The organism is Streptomyces viridochromogenes, assembly GCF_001270495.1.
Taxonomy (GTDB): domain Bacteria; phylum Actinomycetota; class Actinomycetes; order Streptomycetales; family Streptomycetaceae; genus Streptomyces; species Streptomyces viridochromogenes_A.
This window is the reverse complement of record NZ_LGUR01000216.1, coordinates 1-13,191: the sequence shown is the minus strand read 5'-3', so window position 1 is coordinate 13,191 and position 13,191 is coordinate 1. Positions and strand designations below refer to the sequence as shown.

Below are 13,191 nucleotides of genomic sequence, written 5' to 3'. Positions count from 1 at the left end.
GCGCTGGGTGATTGCAGCGCTGCTGACCTGCGCGGATTCAGGGGGGGGCAAGCGCCGGGGGGGGGGCAGGCGAGGCCGAGATCATCCGCCAGGGGATCCATCTCGCGCCCATGGCGAACCGCGTCTGTGACGAGCCGTTGTTCTCGCGGACCTTCGAGGGGGCGGGTCGTACGCCGTCCAAGGCCGAGGTCCGTGACGCGGTCGCCGACGCGGTCCGCCGCGACACGGACTCCGGAACTTCCGAGTGATCATCGTCATCGCGGACACGTCCGGTCTCCTGGCAGCTCTCGACTCGACGCACCCGGAGCACGGAGCGGCGAACGAGACGATCATGGCGGCCGGCCTGCTGGTCATGTCCCCCTCCTGCTGGCGGAACTCGATCATGTGGCCACGCGTCAGCTCGCGCGAGAGGCGGCCGCCAGCGCGTTCGACGACCTTCACCGCTGAATGGACCGGGGCCGGGTCGTCCTGCCGGAGATCACAGAAGACCACCTGGGCGCGGCCCAGTCCATCCGCGTCCGCTACCGCGCCCTGGACCTTGCGGACGCGGTGAACGTGGCGCTGGCCGCGGACTATGACACCGACGCCATCCTCGCCCTCGACCGCCGGGACTTCCGGGCCGTATGTCCCTTGGGCCGGCACAAGGCGTTCCGGGTCCTGCCCGACGACCTGCCGCTGTGACGAGGGCTGCCGGTTCGAAGTCCCCACTGCCGAAAGGGACTTCGGCAGCCGTCGCCTCCCCTGGGTACGCGACACCCCTTCGGACTTGCCGAGGGAACGACAGGCTGAGGTCTCCTGATGCGGGGAGATCGCGACGCGAACGATGAATCCGCAGGTCAACGTTATGTTCTGACGCCGGAAGCGTTGTATGTGCGGCTGCCGTTCGACGTTCGTGCTCTCCGCGTGCCCAATCTTCCTGCGCTTGACGGGCTGCACACTCCCCAAGCAGCCTCGCCAATGCAGAAGCCCCAGGCCGCTGACCTGGGGCTTCAAGAAGAGCGGGTGACGAGAATCGAACTCGCGCTCTCAGCTTGGGAAGCGACGGAGCTTGGGTGGGCTCTATGGCTCTGACCTGCGCAGATGCCTTCCCTCTGGGATGAAAGTGGTGTCGGATCCCACCGCTGTTGACCGTGGTTGTCCGCTCTCTTGGGCACGCTATGGGCAAGGCACCGTGCACAGGGACTCGGCCTTGGGCCTGAACAGGCGAGCGTGACGGCGTTGTGCCGGACCCCCCGAAGTGCCGGACCCCCCGAACGGCCCGCCAAGGCGCGACAGGTGCCGGCGGCGGGATTTCCATGGAAGACATGTCCCGACTCGACAGTGCAGGCCCCCGCTCCCTTCGCTCCGCCGCGGCACTGGGCCTGGCAGCGGCACTGGCCGTCGGCTGTACCGGGCCCGATGCCGACACCACCGTCGCCGGGCGTGCTGCCGTCACGACGTCGCCGCTGCCCACCGTCCCACCCGCCCAGCCACCGCCACAGCTCACCCGGGCCGAGGTTGAGACCGCGGTGGGCAAGCTGGACGACGTCGTACGGGATGCCATGCGCCGCACCGGCGTGCCCGGTGTCGCCGTGGGCGTGGTCCACGACGACGAGGTGCTGTATGTGAAGGGGTTCGGCGTGCGGAAGGCGGGCACGAAGGGCGAGGTCGGAGCGGACACCGTCTTCCAGCTCGCCTCGGTCTCCAAGCCCCTTGCGTCCACCGTGGTCGCCGCGGCCGTGGGCGAGAAGACCGTCGGCTGGGACGACCCGGTCGTCGACCACAGCTCCGGCTTCGCCCTGAAGGATCCGTGGGTCACCCGCCGTGTCACGCTGGCCGACCTGTTCTCGCATCGCAGCGGACTGCCCGACCACGCCGGAGACCTCCTGGAGGACCTCGGCTACGACCGCTCGTACATCCTGGACCACCTCCGCTACGAACCGGCGGCCCCCTTCCGTGCCCACTACGCGTACACCAACTTCGGTCTGACCGAAGCCGGCGTCGCTGCCGCGCGAGCAGCGGGGACCAGCTGGGAGCAGCTGTCCGCCGAGAAGCTGTACCAGCCACTCGGCATGGACTCCACCAGCTCTTCCTACGCCGACTACGAGAAGGCGGACAACAAGGCCGCCTTGCATGTGAAGACCGGGGACACCTGGCGTGCCGAGCATGTGCGTGACGCGGACGCCCAGAGCCCGGCGGGCGGGGCCAGCTCCACGGCCCAGGACATGACGAAGTGGCTGCGCCTGCAACTGGGCAACGGCACCTTCGAGGGGCGGCAAGTCGTCGACGCCGACGCGCTGGAGCAGACCCACCTGCCGCGCATGGTCTCCGAGCCGCCGCACGCGCCCGCGGGCAGGTCCGGGTTCTACGGGCTCGGCTGGAACGTGAGCTACGACGACCAGGGCAGGCTGAAGCTCGGCCACTCCGGCGGCTTCGCGCTGGGGGCGGCCACCAACGTCGCGTTGTTGCCCTCGGAGAAGCTCGGCATCGTCGTCCTGACCAACGGCGAGCCCATCGGCGTGCCCGAGGCGATCGCCTCCACGTTCCTCGACACCGCGCAGACGGGCGGGCCGACCGTCGACTGGCTGACGTTCCTCGGGCCGATCTTCAAGCAGTCCCTGCACGGGGAACAGTCGCCGGTCGACTACAGCAAGCCTCCGGCCTCGCCCGCACCCGCCAAGGCGAACAGCGCCTACACCGGAACGTACGCCAATGATTACTACGGCCCGATGACCGTCAGCGCCCAGGGGGACGAACTCACCATGCAACTTGGGCCCAAGAAGCAACGGTTCACCTTGCGCCACTACGACGGTGACACCTTCAGCTACCGCACCACCGGCGAAATGGCCGTCGGCCTGTCCGGCGTGACCTTCACCGTCGGGCCCGGCGGACGCGCCGACAAGGTCCGGGTCGAGAACCTCGACACGACCGGTCTCGGCACCTTCACGAGGAACGACTAGGGCCTGCGGGCAGGGCAGGTCGGATACGGCGCAGGAGGTCGCGTTGCCGAGCGTCGCCTGCGTCCGCTCCAGCATGATCTGGACAACAAACAAACCCCAGGTCGCCGACCTGGGGTTTCAAAATGGAGCGGGTGACGAGAATCGAACTCGCGCTCTCAGCTTGGGAAGCGACGGTGCTTCGGTGGCCACATGGCTTGTGACCTGCATGGATTCGTTGTGCGGACGCCGTTGCGCGGGCCTGATCGCACCGCTGGTGACCGTGGTTGTCCGCTCTTACGGGCACGCCGTGGGCACGACTTCGAAGAAGCGCGGGCAGAGCGCCTGTACGGGCGAGCTTCTGCGCTTGGCTCGGCTGTGTCGGATGATCAGCTCGGGGACGCTTCGCGAATGTGCAGCCTTCCGACGCAGTGCGGCCCTCTCCGGGGATCGACTGCCCCGCTTCCTCGGAACGGAGGGGCGCTCGGTCCTGGCTCACTTGCCGACTTCGGGGCCGTACCACTGGAGTGCCTGGCCGGTGGCGGCGGCGGTGCACTCGACGTCCCGGTCGCGGTGCAGCGCCCCCGCTGTCCACCGCCGTGCGCCGGTCAATCGGACGCGGACGCGGGCCTCGCCCCGGGGCCCGGGGCCGCGGAGACCTCGGCGGGCGCGGTGATTTCGTGGCCGGAGGCGCAGGTCACCACCGTCCGGACCGCGCTGCCGCAGTCCTGGTGGAGCAAGGAGAGCGTGGAGGCGCCGGGCGGGACGATCCAGCGCTCGGCCCAGTCGTTCAGGGCGATCAGGATGGGCAGCAGGCCGCGGCCTTTGTCGGTGAGTCGGTACTCGTCGCGCCCGCGCGCACCGGGAGCTCGATAGCGGGTCTTCTCCAGGATGCCGTCGGCGACGAGGTCCCTCAGGCGGGCGGACAGCACGCTCGGGCTGATGCCGCAATGGCGCTCGAAGTCGTCGAAGCGGCGTGTGCCGTAGAAGGCCTCCCTGATGATCACGCCCGTGGTCCGCGGGCTCAGGGACCGCAGGGCGAGATTGATCGAGTCGGGCTCGATGTCCCACGCGTCCCGCTGCCACCGCTCCAGGTGGCCCCCAGGCGCTGCTTCGGCTGCGTCGCTCACGTGTTCCTCTCCCTGTGTGTTGCCCGAGTCTATCCGCCTCCGTAATCTGACTACTGTTTTCCGAAGTCAGATGAAAGGGGCACCGCGTGAGCATCGGTGAGAGTTACCACCGCAGTACGGCCGGCCAGGCATGGGACGCGATCGTCATCGGATCGGGGATCGGCGGGCTGACCACAGCCGCCTTCCTGGCCCGGGCCGGACAACGGGTCCTCGTGCTGGAGAAGCACTCGACGGCGGGCGGCGCCACCCAGACGTTCCGGCGCGCCGGATACGAATGGGACGCCGGGCTCCACTACATGGGCGACGTCCACCGGCCCACCAGCGGCCTGCGCCGGATCTTCGACCACATCAGCGGCGGCAAGCTGGAGTGGGCTCCCATGCCGGACGTGTACAACCGCATCTTCATCGGGGACCGGGAGTACGAGTACCGGTCCGGTGTGCAGCGGTTCAAGGACCGGATGAAGGAGTACTTCCCCCACGAGTCCGGGGCCATCGACCAGTACGTCGACATGGTCCACGCCGCGAACCGCGCGGCCCGCCCCTACCTCGCCCACCGCAGCCTCCCGCACGCAGTGGGAGACACCCTGTACGACGACCTGGCCGCCCCCTTCCGCTCGTACGCGGACCGGACGGTCACCGAGGTGCTCACCGACCTCACCGACGACGCGGAGCTGCGCGCGGTGCTCAGCGGCCACTACGGCGACTACTCCCTCGCCCCCGGCCGCGCCTCGTTCGGCATGCACGCCATGCTGATCCGTCACTACATCGACGGCGCGAACTTCCCCGTCGGAGGCTCCGCACGACTGGCGGAGACGGCGACCGATGTCATCACCGGAGCCGGGGGCGCCGTCCTGATCTCCGCGGAGGTCGAGAGGGTCATGCTGGACGACAAGGGCTCGGCCCGCGGCGTCCTCATGGCCGACGGAAGGAGTTTCCAGGCGCCGTTGGTCATCAGCGACGCCGGTGCGCTCAACACCCTGACCCGGCTGCTGCCGGACCGGACTCCCGCCGCCCGGCTCGTCGACTCCCTGCGTGCCGTCGGCCCGTCACAGACGTACGTCATGCTCAACATCGGGATCCGGGAATCCGGCGACCGGCTCGACCTGGATCCGGCCAACATCTGGGCCCACGCCGGACCCGACATCGACGGCGACATATCCGCGTTCGAGGCCGACCCCGAGCACCGCGCCATGCCGACGTACTTCCTCACCTTCCCGTCCGTGAAGGACCCGTCGTGGGAGAGCCGGTACCCGGGACGCACCACCATCGACATCGCGGGGCTGACCACCTGGTCGTTGTTCGAGCCGTACGCGGGGAGCGCGTGGATGCGCCGGGGCGCCGACTACGAGCGCCTCAAGGACAGGCTGACCGAGGAACTACTGGGCCAGGTCTTCCGCTTCTGCCCCCAACTGGAGGGCCGCATCGACCACACCGAGCTGGCGACGCCGCTCAGCTTCAACCACTTCCTCGGCAGGGAGAGGGGCGACTTCATGTCTCTCGCCCACACCCCGCAGCGGTTCGCACTGCGCGGCCTCGGCGCCCACACCCACGTCTCCGGTCTCCTCCTCACCGGGCAGGATGTGGCGTCAGCCGGCGTCAGCGGCGCCATCATGGGCGGCGTCGTCACGGCCTCCGCGGCCCTGGAGCGCGACGTGCTCCAAGACCTCGCGACCGGGTGAGCTTCGGACGCTCCGGCCGGCGCACACGCCGAACGGAACACCCGCTTCCCTGAAGGGTGTCGACGGCAGAGCGAGGTGGTCGCCGGACTCGACGACCTGGTGCTCGCCGAGTGCGCGAAGCACCAGCAGTGCTCCGGCAGTGGGCCGCGTACGCTGCCCCACATCAGCGAGGCAGGTCGGAAACTGGAGGACAGAGATGTCTTCACATGTGGCGCCCGGTGACCAAGCGACGTCCGGACTCGACCGGCGTACCGAGCTGAGGGAGTTCCTGCGTTCTCGCCGGGCCCGGATCAGACCGGAGGACGTTGGCCTGCTCTCGCACGGGCGGCGGCGGGTTCCCGGGTTGCGACGCGAGGAGCTGGCACAGCTGGCGGGGGTGTCGTACGCGTACTACGCGCGCCTGGAGCAGGGGAACGGCGAGACCATGTCGGCCGAGGTGCTGGACGCCGTCGCGCGTGCCCTGCGCCTGAACGAGGAGGAGCGCGAGCATCTGATCCGGCTGGCCCAGTCCGACCGGCAGAGTGCGACCAAGGCCGTGCCGCCGCCGCAGCGACTGCGGCCCAGCGTCCAGCACCTGCTCGACACGCTCGGCGTGCCCGCCTACGTCGTCAGCCGGCGCCTGGACATCCTGGGGTGGAACCGGCTCGCCTCCGTCGTCTTCGGGGACTGGGGCCGACTGCCGATCGAGGAGCGCAACCTGGCCCGGCTGATATTCCTCTCGCCCGAGGCACGCGACCGGTTTGCCGACCCCGACCGCACGGCGCTGAGAATCGCCGGCGTTCTGCGCATGAACGCCGGAAGAAGCCCCGGGGATCTCTATCTGTCTGCCCTGATCGAGGAGTTGTCGCAGAAGAGTGAGGAGTTCCGGCGGTTCTGGGCACGGCACGAGGTGAGCTGCGGGAGCGTCGGCGAGTCCGTGCGGATGCGGCACCCGCTGGTGGGAGAGTTCGACCTCGTCCACGAACCCATAGCGCTGCCCGGGGGCGCCCCCATGCGCATGGTCACTTACCACGCCGAGCCGGGCTCCCGCTCGGAGGAAGCCCTGCGGATGCTGGCCAGTTGGGAGACGGAGCCGCTGCGCTGAGACGTGGGTCCCGCCCGGGCCTGTGACGGCATCACGCGCCGACCCGCCCACCCGTCGCCCGACCACCACCCCCCCCAACGACGGCGCTACGCGCCGACCCATTCCTCTGTCCCATCCGAGAACTTCTGGTGTTTCCAGATGGGCGCCTCGCGCTTGAGGTCGTCGATCAGTTGCCTGCATGCCGCGAAGGCATCTCCCCGGTGTGGACACGCGACGGCGACCACAACCGCCATGTCTCCCACGGTGAGTTCACCGACCCGGTGCACCGCGGCGAGGGCGCGCACCGGGTGATTCGCCCTGAGGTCGGTGGCCACCCGGCCGTGGGTGTCGATGAGCACGTGGGGCCTCTCCTCAGCGCGTATCGGATTCTTGTGGCTCGTCAGCGAGCGCGCGGCGACTCGGAGCGCGCTGTCATGCGGCCACGAGCGCGGCGGGTGACGACGTCCGGGCCACCGGGGTGGAACCGTGGATGGCGCCGGGAACGCGGGACAGGGGCAGACCGGTGCCGTTGTTGAGGTGGGCGATGATCTCGGCGGTGATGGAGATCGCGGTCTCTTCGGGGGTGTGGCCGCCGAGGTCGAGTCCGATGGGTGAGTGCAGGCGTGCGAGGTGCTCATCGGGCACGCCGGCCTCGCGCAGGCGGTCCAGGCGGTGTTCGTGGGTGCGGCGGGAGCCCATCGCGCCGATGTAGCCGACGGGGAGACCGAGGGCCAGGCGCAGCAGGGGGATGTCGAACTTGGCGTCGTGGGTGAGGACGCAGACCGCGGTACGGGCGTCGACTTCCGTGGCCTCCAGGTAGCGGTGGGGCCAGTCGGCGACGACCCCGTCGGCGTGCGGGAAGCGCTCCGGGGTGGCGAACACGGGGCGGGCGTCGCAGACGGTGACGTGGTAGCCGAGGAAGCGGCCGGCCCGGCTGAGGGCGGCGGCGAAGTCGACGGCGCCGAAGATCAGCATGCGGGGCCGCGGCGCGTGGGTGTGGACCAGGAGCGTCAGCTTCCCGCAACCTGTGGACCAGACCCGCAACAGGCTCCGACGCGGCCCGCGTGGCGGCCGGCCACCGAGCTTCGACGCCGATGCCTACAAGCAGCGAAACACCGTCGAGCGGTGCATCAACCGCCTGAAGCAGTGGCGCGGCCTGGCGATGCGCACCGACAAACTCGCCATCGCCTACCAGGCCGCACTCCACCTCGCCGCCATCCTCATCTGGGCCCGCAGATGACCAAAGAGACAGAACCTAGGGGGAGTCGGTCTTGGGCCCGGTCAGGACGGTGGCGGTCAGGGTCAGGTGTCGGGTCAGTACGTCAACGGCGGTGTCGGCGTCGCGGGCCAGGGTCGCCTCCTCCAGCTGACGGTGTTCGTCGGCGACGTCACGACCGGGTGTGCGATGGGCCGACCAACGGCGGCCCAGCTCGCTGGCGGTCCACATCCGGTCGAAGGTGTCCAGCAGCACGGGGTTGCCGCATCCTTCCAGCAGGGTGCGGTGGAAGGCGCGGTGGGCCTGGGACCATGCGCTGCTGAGGTATTCGCCCTCTTCCGGCGCGTACAGCGGGGTGCGTGCGAGGCGGTGGTGGGCCGCGCGCACGCGCGCCTCCCAGTCGAGGTCCCCGCGCTCGATCGCCAGCCTCAGTACGACGGGTTCGATCGTGCGGCGGGCCTCGGCGATCTCCTGCCAACGGTGGTCGGAGAAGGCGGGGACGGCGAAGCCCCGGTTGGGTAGCCGCTCGGCGAGGCCCTCGCCCACCACGCGCACCAGCGCCTCGCGCACCACCGCCAGGCTCACCCCGTACCGGCCGGCCAGTTCCTGGGGCTTCAGCGCCTCGCCGGGCTCGAACCCGCCCCGCAGGATCGCTTCCCGCAGGCGGTCGTAGACCTGCTCGGAAAGCATGCGCTTCCCCGAGGCGGTGGGGTGGTCGGACGTCTGCACCATGCGCTCAGTATAGACAGGAGAGCCAATAATCGATTATCTCTGTTATCGTCGATGAGGCGAGAGTGGTTGCGCCCGTTGCGGCGGACGCCCGCGTCGCCCCTGTTCCCCCAGATCACCCCCACAGGTCACCCTGGAGAACCCAGTGAGAAAGTCCCTTCGCACGTTCGCCACACTGACCGCTGCCGCCCTCGTGGCGGTGCTCGGCACGACGGCAGCCGCCGGAGCCGGCACCGGCCCCGCTCCCGCCTCGCTCCATGACGGCTACGGCAGCACACCCGGCTCGCACCACGACAACTACGGCCACACCGAGATCCGCGGCGGAATTCCGGTGACCGCCACCCGGTTCGGGCTCTCCAGCCCGGACGTGCGCAACGGCGGCCGCATCCCCGATGTCTCCTGGGGGAACGGCTTCGGCTGCACCGGCGGCAACCAGCCGATACGTCTGCGGTGGAAGGGTGCGCCGAAGACCGCCCGCAGCTTCGCGGTGTCCATGCAGGACCTGGACGCGACCACCGGCAGCGGCTTCTGGCACTGGATGGCCTGGGACATCCCGGCGAACACCACCACCCTGGACCGCACCCTCCCGGCCGGTGCGACATCCGGCACCAACGACGGCGGCCGGGCCGGCTACGCGGGCCCGTGCCCGCCGGCCGGGGACATCGCCCACCGTTACCGGATCACCGTCTACGCCCTGGACACCCCGAGCCTGGGCCTGCCGGCTACCGGCACACCGGCCGTGGCCGCCTTCACGCTGAGCAGCCACACCATCGGCTACGGGCGCATCACGGCCACCGCCCGGCGCTGACGCGGCCCACCCGTGTCGCCGGGCTGCCGCGCCGAGCGATCGGCGGCGGCCCGGGAGACACCCGACCCACCACCCAGGAAAGGAACGAAGCCATGAGCGCCAACGACCCCTTCGCCAAGCTCCCCGACGTCCCGGGCTTCACCGTCACCAGCACCACCGTGGACGACGGCGGCACCTGGCCCGCCGCACAGATGTCCGGCATCGTCGGTGTCCCCGGCGGCAAGGACATCTCCCCGCAGCTGTCCTGGAGCGGCGCCCCCGAGGGCACCAAGAGCTACGCCGTCACCGTCTACGACCCGGACGCCCCGACCGGCTCGGGATTCTGGCACTGGGCCGTGGCCGACATCCCCGCCACCGTCACCCACCTGCCCGAGGGCGCCGGCGACGACACCGGCTCGGCCCTGCCCGAGGGCGCCTACCAACTGCCGGGCGACGCCCGCCTCGCCCGCTTCGTCGGCGCCGCCCCTCCGCCCGGACACGGCCCGCACCGCTACTTCGTCGTGGTACACGCCCTCGACGTGGACCACATCGGCGTCCCGGCCGACGGCACCCCCGCCTACCTCGGTTTCACCATGGCCGGCCACACCCTCGCCCGCGCGGTCCTGACCGTCACCGCCGAGACACCCGCCTGATGCACCCCGAGGACAGCCTCCCGTCCGCGGTCACGGCGGAGCCGGGCGGGCACCCGGGCCCCTGGCCGGAGCTGCTCCGCCCGGCGCCGGGTGTCCCGTTCGCAGGAGTGCGCAGTTACCTGGACGTGCCGTACGCGGTGGTACCCGGTTTCCGGCCCCTCGTACTCGACCTGCACCTGCCCGACGACGGCAGGAGCGTCGCGCGCCCGGTGGTGGTGTACGCCCACGGTGGCGGGTTCTTCACCGGGAGCAAGGCGATGGGCCCGTGGCGGTTCCTGCTGGACGCGGGCTACGCCGTCGCCTCCGTCTCCTACCGCCTCTCCGGGGAGTGCCGCTTCCCCGGTCCCGTGCACGACGTGGCCGCCGCCGTCCGCTGGGTCCGTGCGAACGCCGGCACATACGCGCTGGACGCGGACCGTGTCGTCGGATTCGGTTCCAGCGCGGGCGGCTATCTCATCGGAGCCGTCGCGCTGGGAGCCGACGACGCGTGGCTCGTGGGGCGACTCGGGCCCCACGCGGACACCCCCTGCAGGCTGGCGGCGGTGATCGACCACTGCGCGCCCAACGACTATCTGCGCCTGGACGACGACGCGCCCGACGACGTCGTCGAGGTGGCGAACGCCCCGGGCTCGTCAGCCGCGCGCTTTCTCGGCTTCGTACCCTCCGACCACCCGGCTGAGACCGACCGCGCCCGATTGTCCCGGTACGCCCGCCCGGACAGCCCTCCGTTCCTCATCGCACACGGGGACGCCGACCGGCGGGTGGGCATCGCACAGAGCCGCCGGCTGCACCGCGCGTTGCGGGAGCAGGGCGCGCAGGCGGACCTGGTCGTCCTCCCCGGTGCCGGTCACATCGACCCGGCCTTCGACGCGGCGGCGGCCCACGAGACCACGCTCGGCTTTCTGAGCGGGACACTCGGCGCCGCCTGAGCAGGGCGCCCGAGCACGGAACGGACGCCCGGTCACCCACACATGTTCCCTCGGCAGCCGGCCGCCCACCGAGGGGTGAGACAGGAGTTGTACATGCGCCTCGCGAACCTTGACGGACGGCTGGTCCTGGCCGTCGACGGCACGGCCCTCGACGTCGAGAAGGCCAGTGCCGGCCGCTTCGGCCCGTCGCCTCAGGACATCTATGAACAGTGGGACGAGTTCCGGCGATGGGCGGCCACCGCACCGCTCGAGGACGCCGTGCCGTTCGAACCTGAGCGGCTGCGCTCGCCGGTGCCGGCACCCGGGCAGGTGATCGCCGTAGGTCTCAACTACCACGAGCACGTGGACGAGGCGGGCGTCGCCGCGCCCGAGGGGCTGCCGCCGGTGTTCACCAAGTTCCCCTCGTCGATCACCGGCCCCTACAGCAGCGTGGAGCTGCCCGACGGGAACGTGGACTGGGAGGCGGAACTCGCGGTCGTCATCGGCAGGACCGCCTTCCGTATCGGCGAGGACCAGGCCTGGGACCATGTCGCCGGACTGACCGTCGCACAGGATCTGTCCGAACGGATCCTGCAGATGTCCGGTCCCGCTCCCCAGTTCGGCCTCGGCAAGTCCTACCCGGGGTTCTCCCCGCTGGGCCCCTGGGTGGTCACCCTGGACGAGTTCGACGACGCCAACGGCCTTGCGCTCACCTGCACGGTCAACGACGAGATCGTGCAGCGGGCCAGCACCCGGGAGCTGATCTTCCCGATCCCGACGCTGATCGCGCGGCTGTCCGCGGTCGTCCGCCTCAACGCGGGTGACGTCATTCTCACCGGCACACCGGGCGGCGTGGGTCTGTGCCGTACGCCGCCGCGGTTCCTCGCGGCCGGGGACACGGTCGTCACCACCATCGAAGGCATCGGCCGGATCCGCCAGCGGATGGTCGCCGCACCCGCGAAGGAAGCAGCATGACAACAGCAGACCTTGTCCGATGGGGCCTCGCCGGGGCGACGTTCGCCGCCGCGGTCGCCACCGTCCGGGACTACGAGCGCTGGCGCGCCCTGGGCCAAGGAGGCATCCCGCACGGCGCCAAGGGCTGGCTGCAGGTCACCTACCTGCGGACCAGAATGCGCGAGACGAAGGACCCCGCTGTCCACCTCCCCTTCATCGGAGAGGCCGGAGACGGGCGATGGCTGACGCAGCTCCCCCACCGCGACGGGGAACGGCCCCGCATCGGCCGCTACCCCGTGCCCCACCGCCAGCTCGACCAGCCCGGCTCGCTGCGCGCCCGGGTCGCCGTACTCGACCGCTTCGACGCACGCGCCGCCGGATCCCCCGGAGTCCTCGGCTACCGCCTCAGCGCCTTCGAACGGCACAACGACGCGATCACCCTGCTGGATCTGGACAAGGCACCGGCTGCCACACGACTGTCCAAGGGAGAGGTGGCCCACATCCATCCGGGAGACGGCTCGATGCACATGATCCTCAGCCCGTCGGACGCCGTCACCGCGCTGGAGGCCGGGTGGGCCGAGCGGCACCCACTGGCCGGGATGTACGGCGAGCCCCTGACGTATCTCATGGTCTACGCGCCGCGCAGCCCGGAGGAGGCCGACGTCGTCGGACAGCTCCTCGACGCGGCCGTCGGCTATGCCACCGGCGCGAGTGAAATCACCGCGGACTAGCGATCCACGCGTCTTCGTCGCCTACCGGGTCAACAAGGCGGTCGGCGCCACCGTGAACAGTTCCGGCACAGCGGCTGTGGAACCGCCCCTATCGCTCCCGGACCATGCCGGACTCCCAGGCCCAGGCGGCGATCTCGACCCGGTTGCGGGCGTCGATCTTCTGCTGGATGTTGGCCAGGTGCGTCTTGACGGTGGACAGGGACAGCACCAGCTGGTCGCAGATCTCCTGGTTGGTGCGGCCCACCGCGACCAGCCGGGCCACGTCCAGCTCACGTTCGGTCAGCGGGCAGGCGGCATCCGGCTCGGGCCGCGTGGAGGAGAGTTCCTTCAGCAGCCGGACGGTGACGGCGGGGGAGACCAGCGCGTCGCCGCGGGCGGCGGCCCGTACCGCCTCGATCAGCAGGCTGGGCGGGGCGTCCTTGAGCA

Annotated in this window: 12 protein-coding genes and 5 pseudogenes; 11 read left to right on the top strand and 6 right to left on the bottom strand. The window is 70.5% G+C overall.

The window, feature by feature from the left end; all coding sequences use genetic code 11:
• Positions 1-62: 62 nt before the first annotated feature.
• From ADK36_RS49075 to ADK36_RS28860, 3 genes and pseudogenes are all read left to right on the top strand, one after another.
• Positions 63-248: pseudogene (locus ADK36_RS49075) on the top strand (hypothetical protein); the annotation flags it as partial.
• A pseudogene (locus tag ADK36_RS28865) lies at positions 245-681 on the top strand (PIN domain-containing protein). The pseudogenes ADK36_RS49075 and ADK36_RS28865, both read left to right, overlap by 4 nt.
• Before the next feature lie 623 nt (positions 682-1,304).
• Positions 1,305-2,939 carry a serine hydrolase gene (locus ADK36_RS28860; RefSeq protein ID WP_425315483.1) on the top strand — a complete coding sequence of 545 codons (1,635 nt, stop codon included), beginning with the start codon at positions 1,305-1,307 and terminating at the stop codon, positions 2,937-2,939.
• Positions 2,940-3,410: 471 nt separating this feature from the next.
• Here the strand turns inward: ADK36_RS28860 and ADK36_RS46830 are convergent.
• Positions 3,411-3,494: pseudogene (locus ADK36_RS46830) on the bottom strand (PIN domain nuclease); the annotation flags it as partial.
• 29 nt (positions 3,495-3,523) lie between these two features.
• Positions 3,524-4,045: a winged helix-turn-helix transcriptional regulator gene (locus tag ADK36_RS28855; RefSeq protein ID WP_048585343.1), complete on the bottom strand. Its 522-nt coding sequence runs from the start codon at positions 4,043-4,045 to the stop codon at positions 3,524-3,526.
• Positions 4,046-4,131: 86 nt separating this feature from the next.
• Here ADK36_RS28855 and ADK36_RS28850 point away from each other — a divergent pair, with 86 nt between their 5' ends.
• Complete coding sequence (locus ADK36_RS28850) at positions 4,132-5,724, top strand: phytoene desaturase family protein (RefSeq protein WP_048585342.1); 1,593 nt, start codon at positions 4,132-4,134, stop codon at positions 5,722-5,724.
• A 196-nt stretch (positions 5,725-5,920) separates the two neighbouring features.
• Positions 5,921-6,808, top strand: a complete 888-nt coding sequence (locus ADK36_RS28845; RefSeq protein ID WP_048585341.1) for a helix-turn-helix domain-containing protein — start codon at positions 5,921-5,923, stop codon at positions 6,806-6,808.
• A gap of 86 nt (positions 6,809-6,894) precedes the next feature.
• On the opposite strand, the pseudogene ADK36_RS28840 reads toward ADK36_RS28845, so the two are convergent.
• Positions 6,895-7,224 (bottom strand): annotated as a pseudogene (locus ADK36_RS28840) (molybdenum cofactor biosynthesis protein MoaE); the annotation flags it as partial.
• Complete coding sequence (locus tag ADK36_RS28835) at positions 7,220-7,762, bottom strand: XdhC family protein (protein WP_425315347.1); 543 nt, start codon at positions 7,760-7,762, stop codon at positions 7,220-7,222. The pseudogene ADK36_RS28840 and the gene ADK36_RS28835, both read right to left, overlap by 5 nt.
• Here ADK36_RS28835 and ADK36_RS28830 point away from each other — a divergent pair.
• Positions 7,701-8,027, top strand: a pseudogene (locus ADK36_RS28830) (transposase); the annotation flags it as partial. The gene ADK36_RS28835 and the pseudogene ADK36_RS28830 sit on opposite strands and share 62 nt — an antisense overlap.
• A gap of 15 nt (positions 8,028-8,042) precedes the next feature.
• Here the strand turns inward: ADK36_RS28830 and ADK36_RS28825 are convergent.
• Entirely contained in the window at positions 8,043-8,735 is a 693-nt protein-coding gene (locus ADK36_RS28825) for a GntR family transcriptional regulator (RefSeq protein ID WP_048585340.1), read from the bottom strand.
• A gap of 142 nt (positions 8,736-8,877) precedes the next feature.
• Here ADK36_RS28825 and ADK36_RS28820 point away from each other — a divergent pair, with 142 nt between their 5' ends.
• The 5 genes from ADK36_RS28820 (at position 8,878) to ADK36_RS28800 (ending at position 12,765) form a co-directional block, all read left to right on the top strand.
• Positions 8,878-9,540 (top strand): YbhB/YbcL family Raf kinase inhibitor-like protein, encoded by a 663-nt coding sequence (locus ADK36_RS28820; protein WP_234329911.1) that lies wholly within the window; start codon positions 8,878-8,880, stop codon positions 9,538-9,540.
• Between the two features lie 92 nt (positions 9,541-9,632).
• On the top strand, positions 9,633-10,172 hold the full coding sequence (locus ADK36_RS28815; protein ID WP_048585339.1) for a YbhB/YbcL family Raf kinase inhibitor-like protein: 540 nt from the start codon (positions 9,633-9,635) through the stop codon (positions 10,170-10,172).
• Complete coding sequence (locus tag ADK36_RS28810; RefSeq protein ID WP_048585338.1) at positions 10,172-11,101, top strand: alpha/beta hydrolase; 930 nt, start codon at positions 10,172-10,174, stop codon at positions 11,099-11,101. Before ADK36_RS28815 ends, ADK36_RS28810 begins: the two co-directional genes overlap by 1 nt.
• A gap of 93 nt (positions 11,102-11,194) precedes the next feature.
• Positions 11,195-12,055, top strand: coding sequence for a fumarylacetoacetate hydrolase family protein (locus ADK36_RS28805; RefSeq protein WP_048585337.1), 861 nt, complete (start codon positions 11,195-11,197; stop codon positions 12,053-12,055).
• The gene (locus ADK36_RS28800) at positions 12,052-12,765 is read left to right on the top strand and encodes a luciferase family protein (RefSeq protein ID WP_053084749.1); all 714 of its coding nucleotides are present in this window, start codon (positions 12,052-12,054) and stop codon (positions 12,763-12,765) included. Before ADK36_RS28805 ends, ADK36_RS28800 begins: the two co-directional genes overlap by 4 nt.
• An 88-nt stretch (positions 12,766-12,853) precedes the next feature.
• On the opposite strand, the gene ADK36_RS28795 is transcribed toward ADK36_RS28800, so the two are convergent.
• Positions 12,854-13,191: response regulator transcription factor (locus ADK36_RS28795; RefSeq protein ID WP_048585336.1), on the bottom strand; the 338-nt coding region annotated here is incomplete at its 5' end.